We start from the raw sequence: 13,724 nt of genomic DNA, 5'->3' as shown, positions 1-13,724 counted from the left end.
TGAACGGCCTCCCCGAAAAACTGACGCGTCAGTTGATCAGGCCAGCGTGCACCATGGCGCTGCGGACCGCAACACGGGTCGGCTCGGAAACCGGCACCATCGGCAGGCGCAGCGTCTCGTCCAGCTTGCCGAGCAGCGACATCGCATACTTGATCGGCGCCGGATTGCTCTCGATGAAGAGGTTGTTGTGCAGCGGCATCAGCTTGTCGTGGATCGCGAGCGCCGCCTTGGTGTCGCCCTTGGCCCAGGCCGCCTGGAACTCCGAGCAAAGGCGCGGGGCGACGTTCGAGGTCACCGAGATGCAGCCATGACCGCCATGGGCCATGTAGCCGAGAATCGTCGCGTCCTCGCCCGAGAGCTGGTTGAAATCCTCGCCCATCGCCGCGCGCTGCTGCGACACGCGCACCATGCTGGCGGTGGCGTCCTTGACGCCGGCGATGTTCTTCAGCTCCCACAGCCGCGTCATGGTGTCGACCGACATGTCGATCACCGAGCGCGGCGGGATGTTGTAGATGATGATCGGAATCCCGATGGAATCGTTGATCGCCTTGAAGTGCTGGTACATGCCTTCCTGGGTCGGCTTGTTGTAGTACGGCGTCACCACCAGCACGGCGTTCGCGCCCGCCTTCTCGGCGTGCTGGGCGAGCTCGATCGCCTCCTTGGTCGAGTTGGAGCCGGCGCCGGCAACCACAGGCACGCGGCCCTTGGCCTCCTCGATGCACCATTCGACGACCTTCTTGTGCTCGTCATGGCTGAGCGTCGGGCTCTCGCCGGTAGTGCCGACCGGGACGAGCCCGTTGGTGCCTTCGGAGATCTGCCAATTGACCAGAGAGCGGAACGCCGCCTCGTCCAGCGAGCCGTTCTTGAAAGGGGTGACCAAGGCGGTGAACGATCCCCGGAATTTCGTCTTGGCTGCCATGGACTTCCTCCGTACGCGGCTATCTCTCGAGCAAGCCCCTTTCATATCGGGTCTACCCCGCCGGTAAAAGACCCGCTGCCGTGTGACGCACCGTTTAGGCCGCGATTTTGCCGCGGTGGTGGTGCAAATCGGCCCGAGGTAAGCGGCTGTTGGTATTTTGTCCGCATATTCAATCAAATACAGCTAGATCTTGAGCCACTTGACTGATTCGGGGCAACGAAACCCGTGACCTCATTCCCTCGCGCCGCCTGGCGATCCACCGGTCTCGTCGTGTGCCTGACGGCAGCGCTGTCGATCGGCTGCGCCGCCTTGGCCAAATCCGGCGAAACGACCGCAGAGGCCGCCAAGGACACGGCCAAGCCCGTCCCCAAGGACGCCGCGAAGGGGTCTTCATCCAAGGGAACCAGCAAAGGGCCTGGCAAGGACACCGCCAAGGACGCAGCCAAAACGAGCAAGGGCGCGGCCGCCGCGCCGGCCAAGGACGCGAAGAAGCCGGCCAAGGAGGCTGGCAAGCCCGCCGCCGCCAAGGACAAGCCGAAGCCTGCCGCCGCGCCCGCGCCAAAGCCGCATCCGGCCGCCAGCGCTTCGCCACCGAAAGCGGCTCCCGCACCGGCGGTGACGGCCACCGTCAGACCCACCGCTCCTGCTCCGAAACCCCTCGCAGCCCCCGTGCTGGCGCCGGCGACGCGTCAGCATGCCGCGCCGCGCAAGCCGGTCGTCCCGGCCGCGGTCGCCGCGACGTCGTCGACGTCGCAAGGCGACAAGCAGACCCTGGAGAGCGTCATCGAGCTGGTGCGCAAGCGCAAGGGCGGTGATGCCAGCAGTGAAGTGGCCGGCATCTCCGATCCGGTCGCGCGCAAGCTCGCCGAATGGATCATCCTGCGCAGCGAAGACAATGGCGCGACCGTGGAGCGCTACCGCGCCTTCCTCTCCGCCAATCCGAGCTGGCCGTCGCAGACCTTCCTGCGCCGGCGCCTCGAAGCTGCGATGTGGGACGACAGGCGCGACGAGTCCGTCGCGTGGTCGTGGTTCGAAAGCGAGTCCCCGATCTCCGCCAAGGGCCGCTTCACGCTTGCCAGGGCGATGCTGGCGCGCGGCGACCGCGCCAACGCCGAGCGGCTGGTGCGCGAGGCCTGGCGCAGCGATCCGATGTCGGAGGACACCGAGAACAACGCGCTCGACCAGTTCGGTGCGCTGCTGACCGCGGGCGACCAGAAGGCGCGGATGGACACCCTGCTCTACGGCAGCGAGAACGAGGCCGCGATGCGCGCTGCAAAGCGCCTCGGCGCCGGCTATGTCGCGCTGGCCAAGGCCCGCATCGCCGCCGTCAAGAAGGCGCCCAACGCGCGCGCGCTGCTCGATGCGGTGCCGCGCGAGCTGCACAGCGATCCCGGTTTCATCTTCAGCAAGATCCAGCTCTTGCGCCGCGAGGAGAAGTTCGCGGAAGCGGCGCAGTTGATGCTGTCCGCGCCGAAGGATCCGGGCCGCCTCCACAATCTCGACGAATGGTGGATCGAGCGGCGCCTGCTGGCGCGCAAGATGATCGACACCGAGGAATTCCGCAGCGCCTATCTGATCGCGCGCGACGCCGCGCTGCCTTCGCGCGACATCTACAAGACCGAGCAGGAGTTCACGGCCGGGTGGATCGCGCTGCGCTTCCTCAACGACCCCGCGGCGGCCAGCCAGCATTTCGCCCGCATCGGCGTCGGCAGCGTCAATCCGACCGCGCTGGCGCGTGCCGGCTATTGGCAGGGCCGCGCCGCGGAGGCGGCCGGGCGCCAGCAGGAAGCGCGCAACGCCTATGCGCGCGCAGCCGAACAGTCGACCAGCTATTACGGCCAGCTCGCGCGCGCCAAGCTCGGCCTGCCCCAGATCGAGCTGAACAGCCAGCCGCGGGGGCGCGGCGCCGAACGGCTCGAGATCGTGCGCGCCGCACAGCTGCTCTACGAGCTCGACGAGCGCGAGATGGCGATCCCGCTGCTGGCGGACATGGGCGAGAACGGCGATCCCGAGGCGCTAACCGGCCTCGGCGAGCTCACCCAGCGTTACAACGACGCGCGCGGCATGCTGCTGCTCGGCAAGGCCGCGCTCAACCGTGGCCTGCCCTTCGACTTCTACGCCTACCCCGTCAACGGCATCCCGCAGTTCACGCCGATCGGCCCCGAGGTCGAGCGCAGCATCGTCTACGCGATTGCCCGGCAGGAAAGCGCGTTCAACCCTGCGGTGGTCTCGCCGGCCCAGGCCTACGGGCTGATGCAGGTGACGCCGGACGCCGCGCGCTATGTCTGCAAGCGGCACGGCGCGACCTACGACCTCGGCCGGCTGAAGAACGATTCGGTCTACAACGCCACGCTCGGCTCGGCCGAGCTCGGCGGACTGCTCGAGGACTACCGCGGCTCCTACATCATGACCTTCGCGGCTTACAACGCCGGCCGCGGCAGCGTGAAGAAATGGATCGACCGCTATGGCGACCCGCGCGATCCCAAGGTCGACGCGGTCGACTGGGTCGAGCTGATCCCGTTCTCGGAGACACGCAATTACGTGCAGCGGATCATGGAGAACCTTCAGGTCTACCGTGCCCGCTTCGGCGGCGGCACGCGCTTGCAGATCGAGGCCGATTTGCGCCGGGGCGCCGGCAGCGTGGAATAGCGCCTTCGTCCCCCGGGGCGAGAGCGCGCGATGCCGCCCCTGCATCTCTGGATTGAGCGAGACATCTCTCACCCGCTTCGCTATCCTCCGTTCGGGACCGGCCTCTGCCGCCCCGGACAAGAAGAAAAAGGAGGAAAGCTATGAAGACGTTGACGATGTCTGCTCTTGCTCTCGTCTCCATGTCGATCGTGCCGTTAAGCGCCGCCCCGATCAGAGTCGCAGCCCAGGCCGGCAATGGATCAGGCAGCGGTTCGTGGGTCGGATGCTCCCTGTCCGGCGCTGCAGTCCAGAACTGCAGAAACGTCCTCGGCTTCAAGACCTTCTTCGAGTGCCAGAGCAACAGGATGGAGCGCGGCTGGACCAGCGTCGAGAGCTCCTATTATTGCCGGGCCTTGGACCTGAAATAACGATAGTCCGGTTCGGAATGCGAAAGGCCGCCCCTGGGGCGGCCTTTTTCGTATCGTGAGTGGCCGCCGCCCTCTCCGCTCTCGGCCAGGCTGGCGAAGATCGCTCGCCTCGTGACCGCACAAAAGAAAAGCCCCGGCGGTTTCCCGCCGGGGCTCTCTAGATCAGGTCGTTAGACCGAGCTTACCAGTTGCGCTGAGCGCGGAGGAGCAGGGTGATGGTGTCCTGATCCTTGAGCTCGTACACAGCGGCCGGCTTGGCAGTCGTGCCGGCACCAGCGTAACCAACCGTACCCGAGTACTTCTGGTCGAGGTGGGTCCAGTTCACGTCAGCCGAGAACGTGAGGTTCTTGACGGGCGTCCAGCGGGTGATGAGACCCAGCTGGGCGATGGCGAAGTCAGGGTTACAACCCGTGACGCCGGCCAGACCGCCGAACACGCCGCCAGCACCACCAGCGCCGCAAAGCGTGGTCTTAGCCAGCGTACCGTACTGCGCCTGAGCGTAGGCACCGTAGATCGCGGTGTTCCAGTAGGGATCCCAGTTGTGGGTGTAGGCGCCGCGGAAGCCCCAGGTCTTCACAGTCTCCTGTGCACCGCCCGTGATGAACACGGTGTCCGGAGCGATGGCGAAGCCGACGCTCTGGTAGGCAACGCCCGAGTTGCCGAACATCGAGTAGGAACCGCCCGCGAGGTTCTGGAAGTTGTAGCGGGAAGCACCGTCGGTGTAGACGCCCTGGATGTTGATCACGTCACCCGCACCAGTCGGGATGTTCTTGATCGACAGAGCGAGCTGAACAGCCCAACCCCACTTGTCGTCCGGATGACCGGTCGGCTCGGTGGCGCCGTAGTAGGCGACGTGGTTGTCATGCGCAGCGACCGACGCCTGGAAGAGACCCCAAGCCTGGTCGACACGGACCATACCGACGAGGTTCGGCGAACGCGAGCCACCGATGGCGTTGGAGCCATAGGAGCCGCCGATCATGCCAGCAGCCGAAGCGCCGGACATGTTCAGGTTGCCGGCCTGGTAGTAGTTGGTCGCGTCTTCAGCCGAGAACGACGCCGTCACGCCCTGACCGAAGTCAGCGGTGTAGGTGAACTGGTTGACACCAGTGACCGTGCCCGAACCACCGACGAGGCTGTCGAAGTTGTTGCCGGGATAGTTGGTCCAGGGCGCGTCGAACTGCGACACGGCCTTACCCATGGTGAAGCCAGCGAACTGGATGAAGGCGTAGTACACGCCGAGCGAACCGCCCGAGGTCGCACCGTCGGTGCCGTTGATCGACGAACCAACGAGAGCCGGGGTGGCGCCGGAGGTGTTCAGAGCCAGCGTGCTGCTGTAGGCAGTGGTGCCGGTCGCGCTGCCCGTACCGGCGTAGTTGCCGGTGGTCCAGGAGAACACGCCGTCGAAGAAGGTACGGACGACGCCGTACTCGGTCGCGGTGCGCGTGTCGATGTTGAGATCTTCACGAGCGCGCATGGTGTAGTAGTTCGTCAGACGGTTGCGCGCGCCGTTGTTCGACGTGAGCTGGCCGCTGAAGTCCGAGTTGGTGTTCAGCGCGACTTCAGCGCGCAGATAACCACCCAGCTTGATGCAGGTGTCGGTGCCCGGGATGTAGTAGAAGCCCGCGCCGTACAGCGAGCAGATCTTCACGTATTCGACCGCCTTGGCCTTCACGGGCAGATCGGCTGCTTGAGCTCCGCCCACGGCGATCAGACCCGCCGCTGAGCCGAGCAAAAGGCTCTTAACCAACTTCATGTTAAACCTCCAAGTTGCTCTTCAGGGAAGGTCACTGACCGGACGGCCAATTCCCCAACCCCCTTCAAATCACCGCTTCGGGCTCCTTCGCGTCTTCGGACACACCCGCATGAACGCGAGGGACTTAAGCGAATGACCTGAACGGGACGACCTCGGGATGCCCCCCTCCGTCGCGCAGTCACAATTACCGAACGTCCTTGCACACACAACAACAGAACGCTCCGAAACGGGCCGATGAAGCTTGTTTTCCAACGGGTGTTGCACAAATAACACGCAGATGTGATCGTGTGACGCCTGTAACATATTGTTTTTAAAGGAATTTTCGAGCCGGTTCCATTTGCCCTCGAAATTTCCCACTTGAGGCACGGGGGAACGGATGTCTGGCTGCCGCGGCGCTGACGAGCTCGAATCGTAGAATCAGATCGGGACTCGCGGCGGAGGCGCACACTCCGAAGAGGTCCTGCTCCATCGGACCGCGCCCCGGCAGAGGCGCCTCTATATAGAGAGCGCTCCCAAAGGTGGCAGCCGAATGCAAATTGGGCCTGTTTCGAAAATCGCTGGGAATATTCGAACGAAAACACGCGCTTCCAAATTGACCGGTCCAAGCAATTAGATGCATAAGGCTCGCACCGGAGAGGTGGCCGAGTGGCTGAAGGCAACGCTTTGCTAAAGCGTCATACGGTCTCAAGCTGTATCGAGGGTTCGAATCCCTCCCTCTCCGCCACCCAGCGGCAGAATCAATCGTCGAGACCTGCGAGGTCTTTCACCTGAAAGCGATCGTTCGGCCGGTGCGAAAGCCTGGCGTTGGGATCGGCGCGGTGAATTCCACCGATTCGCACATCCCTGTTTGCGCGTGCCCTTATATGCGTGCGTGCACGTCTAGCGGTGGAACCGCCAGATCCGCCAATGCGAGGGCGAAATCAGCACGGCCTCGTCGGCCCAGACGTTGAACCAGACGCCTGACCTGCGCCGGCACGGGAAGGACCAGGGCAGAATCCCCGTCTTGTGGTGCCGTCCGAGTTCCAGGTCGCACTCATCGGGCGCGATCTGAATCGGCAGCCATCGTCCGTTCGTGTCGGAATTGCTCATGCCGCTCGGATCTAAGTGGCGGCACGACGAAGAAACTTGATTCAGCGCAACCAGGGCCACCCGTGCGAACACGGGTGCGGATGCGCTTTTCGGTTCAGTGGGTGGAAACCCACGCCCTCGCCTCGCGCTGCGCGACCGAGATCTCGGCTTCCGACATCTGCCCGGCGACTTCCTGGCGCAGCGCCACGGCGTCCTTGCGGCCCTTCAGTGCAGCGAGGTTGAACCATTTGTGCGCGGCGACGAGATCGACGAGCCCGGAGCGGCCGCTCGCCCAATAGATCCCGCGCTCGAACAGCACGTCCGACAGCGCGCTCGCGTCGATCGGCGTTGCGGTCTCCAGATCGAAAGTACCCTGAAACATAACGCATCCCCTTTTTTCTTATGCCGCCTCGGTCCACCGAGCGCGGCTCCCGTCCAACTCTGATGTGCATGACCCTTCCCCGGATCGTGCACTGTTCAACTCATCCCCTGGGCTCTTGGCCCGTTGCCGTTTGCCGGCTTGTTGGAGGAATGATGCCGGTCAAATTTGAATGGCAGTTTAAGTATCGCGATGAAGCAGACGTAAACGCGAGCGCACCCCGCACGCGCGAGGATTTCGAAAAGTCCCCGATTTGCAGGGACTTTTGCGATTGGTCAGATTCGGTTTACCCTGGAATTTTGGGACATCGATAACCATCGCGAGCGGTGGCGCGTGTCGTGTGGCTACGATTTGTCGGAGCGGACCGCGATCTCGGCCGCAATTGGCCCTGTCATTTCCCGCGCATGCGGAAAAACGTGCGCGCTGCGGCCCATCGGCGCAACCAATGCCGTCTCGGCGGGCTGGACGCCCGGTCGGAGCCGGACGATGACACCGCGACCAGAGCAGCGGCCGCGAACAGCGCGCAAGGCAAGCTGCGGCCCTCGACCACAGCAAGGCGGCAAACGACGGCGGCAAAGTCGGCGCGACCGCGTCGTGTCAGATCAGCAATGTCGGGAAAGGGAATGCCGGCAATACCCCGGCCTCAAGAGAACGAGGGCGTCGGCGAACACGTCAGGACCAGATTCCACGTTGGCCCGAAGGCCGCTTGTGAAATTGCGGAGCTCGATAAGGAGAACCGCACCGAACGAAGAAAACTTGTTTCTTCTGCCGGACCGTCAAAGAGAACGATCCGACCGTTGACCTGATGTCTCGCCGACACCCTCTATCGTCGACCAGAACCTCTGGGAGGCGCTGATGACGTGCCGGCTCTCGAGGAGCCGGCAACTTCAGAAGCGAAGTTACTTCTTCTTGGCGACCTTGCGGGTCTTCTTCGCAGTCTTCTTCACTGCGCTCTTCGCCTTCTTTACCTTCTTCGCCTTCTTAGCTTTCTTGGCCATGTTGCCCTCCGATGTGTGAGATGGCTTTTAATCGCTGCATGCATTCGGGGATCGAGTGCACACTCATTCCGAATACACCAACACAGAGAAAAAAACAGCGTCTCGCTTAAAGAAGTGTTGACGACGCAACGCGCGTGCGCTTGGCGAGCGCGATGCAAGTGCTCCGCATGACGTGTCGCTGCGATCGCGGAGAGTGCGCGCATCGATGATGTTCGCGAGTGATGCGATTGCACAAAAACACTATGCAGCAAGTATTTTCCTGTGCGCGCGCATCGCGCGCGACCATCGCGGCAATATGCATCGACGATCGCGCGAGCGCCTCGCGGAGGCGCTTCGCGGACTCTGAGTCGCGACTTTTGGCAACGAAAATATTTTCATGCTTAACAGCGCGAGCGCTCGTCCGAGCGTGTGCAAGCCGCCGTTTTGCGCGAATCGCGTGACGGCGATTCGGTCGCCGCGTCGCTGCTGATCGGGATGAAGTTTGATGCCGAGGATGCGCGCGAGCTCGCACCGAGGAACGAAATCGAGGTGACGAAACGTATCCGTCACCTCGTTCGAATGCGCGACGTCAGACGCCGAGCTTGGACTTGAGCAGGTCGTTGACGCTCTGCGGATTGGCTTTGCCACCGGACGCCTTCATCACCTGGCCGACGAACCAGCCGAGCGACTGCGGCTTGTCCTTGACCTGCGCGGCCTTGTCGGGATTGGCCGCGATGATGTCGTCGACAACCTTTTCGATCGCCGAAAGATCCGTCACCTGCTTCATGCCGCGGCTTTCGACCAGCGCGCGGGGGTCTCCGCCTTCCTGCCAGACGATCTCGAACAGGTCCTTGGCGATCTTGCCGGAGATCGTGCCCTCGCCGATCAGGTCGACGATCCCCGAGAGCTGCTCCGCGCTCACCGGAGAGCCCGTAATATCCCGGCCTTCCTTGTTGAGACGGCCGAACAGCTCGTTGATCACCCAGTTCGCCGCCATCTTGCCGTCGCGCGCGCGGTTGCCGAGCTTGTCGAGCACCGTCTCGTAGAACAGCGCGCTCTCGCGCTCCGCGACCAGCACGCTCGCATCATAGGCGGACAGGCCGAAATCGGCGACGAAGCGCGTCTTCTTCTGGTCGGGCAGTTCCGGCAGCTTCGCCTTCAGCTCGTCGACGAAGGTCTGGCTGAATTCCAGCGGCAGCAGGTCGGGATCGGGGAAGTAGCGATAGTCGTGCGCCTCTTCCTTGGACCGCATCGAACGTGTCTCGCCCTTGTTGGGGTCGAACCGGCGCGTCTCCTGCTCGATCTGCCCGCCATCCTCCAGGATCTCGATCTGGCGCCGCGCTTCATACTCGATCGCCTGGCCGATGAAGGTGATCGAGTTCATGTTCTTGATCTCGCAGCGGGTGCCGAGCGGCGCCCCCGGCTTGCGCACGGACACGTTGACGTCGGCGCGCAGGCTTCCCTTCTCCATGTCACCGTCGCAGGTGCCGAGGTAGCGCATGATCGAGCGCAGCTTGGTCACATAGGCCTTGGCCTGCTCGGCGTCGCGGATGTCCGGTTTCGAGACAATCTCCATCAGCGCCACGCCACTACGATTGAAATCGATGTAGGACAGCGACGGCGACCGGTCGTGCAGCATCTTGCCGGGATCCTGCTCCAGATGCAGCCGCTCGATCCCGATCGTGGCGGTCTTGCCGCCGTCGAGATCGACGATCACCTCGCCCTCGCCGACGATCGGAGATTTGTACTGGCTGATCTGGTAGCCCTGCGCCAGGTCCGGATAGAAATAGTTCTTGCGGTCGAACACCGAGCGCAGGTGGATCTGTGCGTTGAGGCCGAGCCCGGTCCGGACAGCCTGTCTGACGCATTCCTCGTTGATGACGGGCAGCATGCCCGGCATCGCGACATCGACCAGCGACACCTGCGCGTTCGGCTCGCCTCCGAACGCGGTGGACGCGCCGGAGAACAGTTTCGACTTCGACGTCACCTGGGCATGGATCTCCATGCCGATGACCACTTCCCAGTCACCGGTTGCGCCTTTGAGAAGCTTGTGCGTGGCCGTGCTCATGTCTTGCTCCCAAGCAGCGTGGCAACGATCCGCTGCCACTCCGCTTCCAATGAATCCTTCGCGGCGACCTGGCCGGCCTGGCGGTACCAGTAGCCGGCATTGCCGAGATCGCCTTCGACGCGGTGCAGGTAGGCGTGCACCCAGGCCGCCTCGCGCCCCTCGTCGTCCTGGACGATCTTGTGCGCCTGGTCCCAGTTGCCCTTGGCGGCCCACCAGAGACCTCTCAGCGGCGCGCTCAGGCCCGGCGCAGGTGCCGCGCCGTCGAGGCTGGCGATGAAATCGGGGGCATTCACCACCACCTCGCGGGCGTGAAGCGGCCAGCGGCCTGCTCGATCACCTCGCCAAGCGAGAACAGCGTCTCCTCCTCGAACGGACGGCCGATCAGCTGCAGGCCGAGCGGCAGGCCCTGGCTGTCCTTGCCTGATGGCACGGCGATGCCTGGCAGGCCCGCCATGTTCACGGTCACCGTGAAGATGTCGTTGAGATACATCTCGACAGGGTCGGCACCGCCCTTCTCGCCGATGCCGAAGGCCGCGGACGGCGTCGCCGGGGTGAGGATCGCGTCGACGCCCTTAGCGAAGCAATCCTCGAAATCCTTCTTGATCAGCGTGCGCACCTTCTGCGCGCGCAAATAATAGGCGTCGTAATAGCCGGCCGAGAGCACATAGGTGCCGATCATGATGCGGCGGCGTACCTCCGCGCCAAAACCTTCGGCGCGAGTGTTCTCGTAGAGCTCGGTGATGTTCTTGCCCTGCTCGCGCAGGCCGTAGCGGACGCCGTCATAGCGCGCGAGGTTGGAGGACGCCTCCGCCGGCGCCACGATGTAATAGGCCGGCAGCGCGTATTTCGTATGCGGCAGCGAGACCTCGACGAGCTCGGCGCCCGCCGCCTTCAGCCACGCCGCGCCCGCTTCCCAAAGCTTCTCGATCTCGGCCGGCATGCCGTCGAGGCGATATTCCCGGGGGATGCCGATCTTCATGCCCTTCACGGACTTGCCGATCGCGGCTTCGTAATCCGGCACGGGGATGTCGACCGAGGTGGTGTCCTTCGGATCGTGGCCGGCCATCGAGCGCAACAGCATCGCGCTATCGCGCACGCTGCGCGCGATCGGCCCCGCCTGGTCGAGCGAGGACGCAAAGGCGACGATGCCCCAACGCGAGCAACGGCCATAGGTCGGCTTGATGCCGACGGTCGCGGTGAACGCCGCCGGCTGGCGGATCGAGCCGCCGGTGTCGGTCGCGGTCGCGCCCATGCACAGGAGCGCCGCCACGGCCGAGGCCGACCCGCCGGACGAGCCGCCCGGCACCAGCGTGGTGTTGCTGCCCTCGCGACGCCAGGGATTGCCGACGGGACCGAAGCACGAGGTTTCGTTGGCCGAGCCCATCGCGAACTCGTCATTGTTGAGCTTGCCGAGCATCACCGCACCGTCGCGCCAGAGCTGCGAGGTGACGGTGGACTCATAGGTCGGCACGAAATTGCCGAGGATCTTCGAGCACGCCGTGGTGCGCACGCCCTTGGTTGCGAACAGATCCTTGATGCCGAGCGGGATGCCGGCGAGCGGACCGGCATCGCCCCTAGCGATCGTCGCATCTGCCTCGCGCGCCATGGCGCGGGCCTGGTCGGGCGTCTCCATCACGAAGGCATTGAGCACGCGCGCTTTCTCGATCGCGGAAAGATGCGCGTCGGTCAGCTCGAGCGACGTGAAAGTCTTGTCGGCGAGACCCTTGCGGGCCTCGGCGAGCGTCAGCGATGTCAAATCGGTCATTTATTGATCGGGCTGCAGAAGAACGGAGACAGGGTCTTGTCGTTGGCCGGGTCGTCTTTCTTGTCGGCCGCATTCGCGGCGGCCTGCATTTCGTCGAGCACGGCATTGACGGCGACATTGGGATCGGCAGCCTTGCCCTGCCGTTCCATCTTGTCGAGGTAGTTCATGTAGGCCTGATAGGCCTTCTCATCGTCGCACAGCATGCACATCGGACTTGGTCCTAAAAGCTACTCAACCACCTTCGGCACCAGGAAGAAGTGACCTTCGGTCGCGGGCGCGTTGGCAACGATATCGTCGGCGATCTCGCCGTCGTTGACCACGTCCTGCCGCTTCTTCATCTGCATCGGGGTAACCGAGGTCATGGCCTCCACGCCCTCGACATTGACCTCAGAGAGCTGCTCGACAAAAGCGAGCATGGCGTTGAGCTCGCCCTGCAGATGCGGAACCTCGCCCTCGGAAACCGCAATGCGCGCCAGATGCGCGATGCGGCGGACGGTAGCGGCGTCGACGGACATTATATAAGGCCTCTCAGGGCAAAACCTATGTGCCGTATAGCAGAGGCCGGTTTTGCGCCGCAACCGGCGCTTTCCCCTTACCCAGCCAGCGTTTTCATGCGGGCCAGCGCCGATTTGGCGAGATCCCGGGTCAATTCGGCCGCCGGGACCTCGCGGCCGAGGGCGATGGCCTGACCGGCCCAGAGATTGGTGAAATCCGCGCGCCCCTGCTTCTCGGCGGCCGCCTTGAGCGGCGCCAGAGCCGTCGCGGCGTGGGGAAACGGCGGCGCATCCGGCGAGATCGGGCCGGCTTCGCGCATCAGGCGATTCTGGACGCCCCGCGCCGGCCGCCCCGTCATGACATTGGTGATCACGGTGGAATCGTCGCGTCCTTCGGCCAGCGCGGCGCGCCCCGCCGCGGTCACCTTGGATTCCGGACAGCGCAGGTAGGCGCTTCCGATCTGCACGCCGGAGGCCCCCAACGCGAAGGCCGCGGCAATGCCGCGTCCGTCGCCAATGCCGCCGGCGGCGATCACAGGCACCTTCACGGCGTCGACGATCTGCGGCACCAGTGCAAGATTGCCGGGCTGCTCGGCGATCTTGTCGGTCAGGAACATGCCGCGATGGCCACCGGCCTCCGCACCTTGCGCGATCACGGCATCGACACCGCGTTGATCGAGCCAGACGGCTTCCTTCACCGTGGTGGCCGACGCGATCACGAGGCAACCGGCCGCTCTGACCCGGTCGAGCAGCGCCTTCTCCGGTAGGCCGAAGTGGAAACTGACGACCTCCGGCTTCAATTCTTCCACCACCGCGCACATCGCCTCATCGAACGGTGCCCGGTTGGCCGCGTTGACCGGCGCTGCGGGGTCGAGGCCATATTGCTGATAATAGTCCGCAAGGCGCTGCTTCCAACGCGCCTCCGCTTCCTGCGTGAGGTCGACCGGGGTGTGGCAGAAGAAGTTCAGATTGACAGGCGCCGTCACGCCCTTGCGGATGGTTGCGACCTGCTCCCGGATCTTCTCCGGAGATAGCATCGCGCAGGGCAGCGAGCCCAGCGCCCCGCCTTGCGCGGCGGCAATCACCAGTTCCGCATCCATCACGCCCGCCATCGGCGCCAGCACGATCGGGAGTTCGGTCTTGAAGAGGTCGATCAGTCGACGGTCAGGCCACATGGTTGTTCTCTCGCTCTGTCCCTCTCCCCTTGTGGGAGAGGGTGGATCGCCGCGCAGCGGCGAGACGGGT

The 13,724-nt window shown here is 64.2% G+C and carries 13 protein-coding genes and 1 tRNA gene; 4 read left to right on the top strand and 10 right to left on the bottom strand.

The genetic code is table 11. From position 1 onward, the window contains the following. Positions 1 to 28: 28 nt before the first annotated feature. Complete coding sequence (gene dapA, locus QRQ56_RS04185; protein WP_438737774.1) at positions 29 to 919, bottom strand: 4-hydroxy-tetrahydrodipicolinate synthase; 891 nt, start codon at positions 917 to 919, stop codon at positions 29 to 31. A gap of 225 nt (positions 920 to 1,144) precedes the next feature. Between dapA and QRQ56_RS04180 the strand changes: the two genes are divergently transcribed. Both QRQ56_RS04180 and QRQ56_RS04175 read left to right on the top strand, forming a co-directional pair. Beyond that, positions 1,145 to 3,568, top strand: coding sequence for a lytic transglycosylase domain-containing protein (locus QRQ56_RS04180; protein ID WP_438737772.1), 2,424 nt, complete (start codon positions 1,145 to 1,147; stop codon positions 3,566 to 3,568). A 140-nt stretch (positions 3,569 to 3,708) separates the two neighbouring features. Then, positions 3,709 to 3,975: a hypothetical protein gene (locus QRQ56_RS04175; RefSeq protein ID WP_438737770.1), complete on the top strand. Its 267-nt coding sequence runs from the start codon at positions 3,709 to 3,711 to the stop codon at positions 3,973 to 3,975. Between the two features lie 181 nt (positions 3,976 to 4,156). Here QRQ56_RS04175 and QRQ56_RS04170 read toward each other — a convergent pair whose 3' ends face one another. Continuing rightward, complete coding sequence (locus QRQ56_RS04170; protein WP_438737769.1) at positions 4,157 to 5,728, bottom strand: porin; 1,572 nt, start codon at positions 5,726 to 5,728, stop codon at positions 4,157 to 4,159. Positions 5,729 to 6,359: 631 nt separating this feature from the next. On the opposite strand from QRQ56_RS04170, the gene QRQ56_RS04165 reads away from it, so the two are divergent. After that, a tRNA-Ser gene (locus QRQ56_RS04165) sits at positions 6,360 to 6,452 on the top strand. A 155-nt stretch (positions 6,453 to 6,607) separates the two neighbouring features. Here QRQ56_RS04165 and QRQ56_RS04160 read toward each other — a convergent pair. Together QRQ56_RS04160 and QRQ56_RS04155 are read right to left on the bottom strand one after the other, a co-directional pair. Beyond that, the gene (locus tag QRQ56_RS04160; RefSeq protein WP_438737767.1) at positions 6,608 to 6,817 is read right to left on the bottom strand and encodes a hypothetical protein; all 210 of its coding nucleotides are present in this window, start codon (positions 6,815 to 6,817) and stop codon (positions 6,608 to 6,610) included. Between the two features lie 94 nt (positions 6,818 to 6,911). Beyond that, complete coding sequence (locus QRQ56_RS04155) at positions 6,912 to 7,178, bottom strand: hypothetical protein (RefSeq protein ID WP_298244765.1); 267 nt, start codon at positions 7,176 to 7,178, stop codon at positions 6,912 to 6,914. A gap of 1,200 nt (positions 7,179 to 8,378) precedes the next feature. Here QRQ56_RS04155 and QRQ56_RS04150 point away from each other — a divergent pair. Then, positions 8,379 to 8,519 carry a hypothetical protein gene (locus QRQ56_RS04150; protein ID WP_438737765.1) on the top strand — a complete coding sequence of 47 codons (141 nt, stop codon included), beginning with the start codon at positions 8,379 to 8,381 and terminating at the stop codon, positions 8,517 to 8,519. 222 nt (positions 8,520 to 8,741) lie between these two features. Here the strand turns inward: QRQ56_RS04150 and gatB are convergent, their stop codons facing one another. The 6 genes from gatB to QRQ56_RS04120 form a co-directional block, all read right to left on the bottom strand. Next, positions 8,742 to 10,220: an Asp-tRNA(Asn)/Glu-tRNA(Gln) amidotransferase subunit GatB gene (gatB, locus tag QRQ56_RS04145; protein ID WP_438737763.1), complete on the bottom strand. Its 1,479-nt coding sequence runs from the start codon at positions 10,218 to 10,220 to the stop codon at positions 8,742 to 8,744. Continuing rightward, on the bottom strand, positions 10,217 to 10,519 hold the full coding sequence (locus tag QRQ56_RS04140) for a hypothetical protein (protein WP_438737760.1): 303 nt from the start codon (positions 10,517 to 10,519) through the stop codon (positions 10,217 to 10,219). The genes gatB and QRQ56_RS04140 overlap by 4 nt, the downstream gene beginning before the upstream one ends. After that, entirely contained in the window at positions 10,510 to 11,985 is a 1,476-nt protein-coding gene (gene gatA / locus QRQ56_RS04135; RefSeq protein WP_438737759.1) for an Asp-tRNA(Asn)/Glu-tRNA(Gln) amidotransferase subunit GatA, read from the bottom strand. The genes QRQ56_RS04140 and gatA overlap by 10 nt, the downstream gene beginning before the upstream one ends. Further along, complete coding sequence (locus QRQ56_RS04130) at positions 11,982 to 12,194, bottom strand: hypothetical protein (RefSeq protein ID WP_438737757.1); 213 nt, start codon at positions 12,192 to 12,194, stop codon at positions 11,982 to 11,984. The genes gatA and QRQ56_RS04130 overlap by 4 nt, the downstream gene beginning before the upstream one ends. A gap of 18 nt (positions 12,195 to 12,212) precedes the next feature. Further along, a complete protein-coding gene (gene gatC / locus QRQ56_RS04125; protein WP_011087850.1) occupies positions 12,213 to 12,500 on the bottom strand; it encodes an Asp-tRNA(Asn)/Glu-tRNA(Gln) amidotransferase subunit GatC in 288 nt (95 codons plus the stop codon). A gap of 77 nt (positions 12,501 to 12,577) precedes the next feature. Then, a complete protein-coding gene (locus QRQ56_RS04120) occupies positions 12,578 to 13,654 on the bottom strand; it encodes an NAD(P)H-dependent flavin oxidoreductase (RefSeq protein WP_438737756.1) in 1,077 nt (358 codons plus the stop codon). Between the last annotated feature and the right edge of the window lie 70 nt (positions 13,655 to 13,724).

The organism is Bradyrhizobium sp. U531, assembly GCF_051710265.1.
Classification (GTDB): Bacteria; Pseudomonadota; Alphaproteobacteria; order Rhizobiales; family Xanthobacteraceae; genus Bradyrhizobium.
Note: the sequence above shows the minus strand (reverse complement) of the source record. Positions and strands in the feature narration are given on the sequence as shown.

Bases quoted from the DNA above. Each gene is read 5' to 3' on its own strand.
- dapA (WP_438737774.1), bottom strand. From the start codon at position 919: ATGGCAGCCAAGACGAAATTCCGGGGATCGTTCACCGCCTTGGTCACC.
- QRQ56_RS04150 (WP_438737765.1), top strand. From the start codon at position 8,379: ATGATGTTCGCGAGTGATGCGATTGCACAAAAACACTATGCAGCAAGT.
- QRQ56_RS04170 (WP_438737769.1), bottom strand. From the start codon at position 5,728: ATGAAGTTGGTTAAGAGCCTTTTGCTCGGCTCAGCGGCGGGTCTGATC.
- gatC (WP_011087850.1), bottom strand. From the start codon at position 12,500: ATGTCCGTCGACGCCGCTACCGTCCGCCGCATCGCGCATCTGGCGCGC.
- QRQ56_RS04120 (WP_438737756.1), bottom strand. From the start codon at position 13,654: ATGTGGCCTGACCGTCGACTGATCGACCTCTTCAAGACCGAACTCCCG.
- QRQ56_RS04175 (WP_438737770.1), top strand. From the start codon at position 3,709: ATGAAGACGTTGACGATGTCTGCTCTTGCTCTCGTCTCCATGTCGATC.
- QRQ56_RS04130 (WP_438737757.1), bottom strand. From the start codon at position 12,194: ATGTGCATGCTGTGCGACGATGAGAAGGCCTATCAGGCCTACATGAAC.
- QRQ56_RS04155 (WP_298244765.1), bottom strand. From the start codon at position 7,178: ATGTTTCAGGGTACTTTCGATCTGGAGACCGCAACGCCGATCGACGCG.
- QRQ56_RS04160 (WP_438737767.1), bottom strand. From the start codon at position 6,817: ATGAGCAATTCCGACACGAACGGACGATGGCTGCCGATTCAGATCGCG.
- gatB (WP_438737763.1), bottom strand. From the start codon at position 10,220: ATGAGCACGGCCACGCACAAGCTTCTCAAAGGCGCAACCGGTGACTGG.
- gatA (WP_438737759.1), bottom strand. From the start codon at position 11,985: ATGACCGATTTGACATCGCTGACGCTCGCCGAGGCCCGCAAGGGTCTC.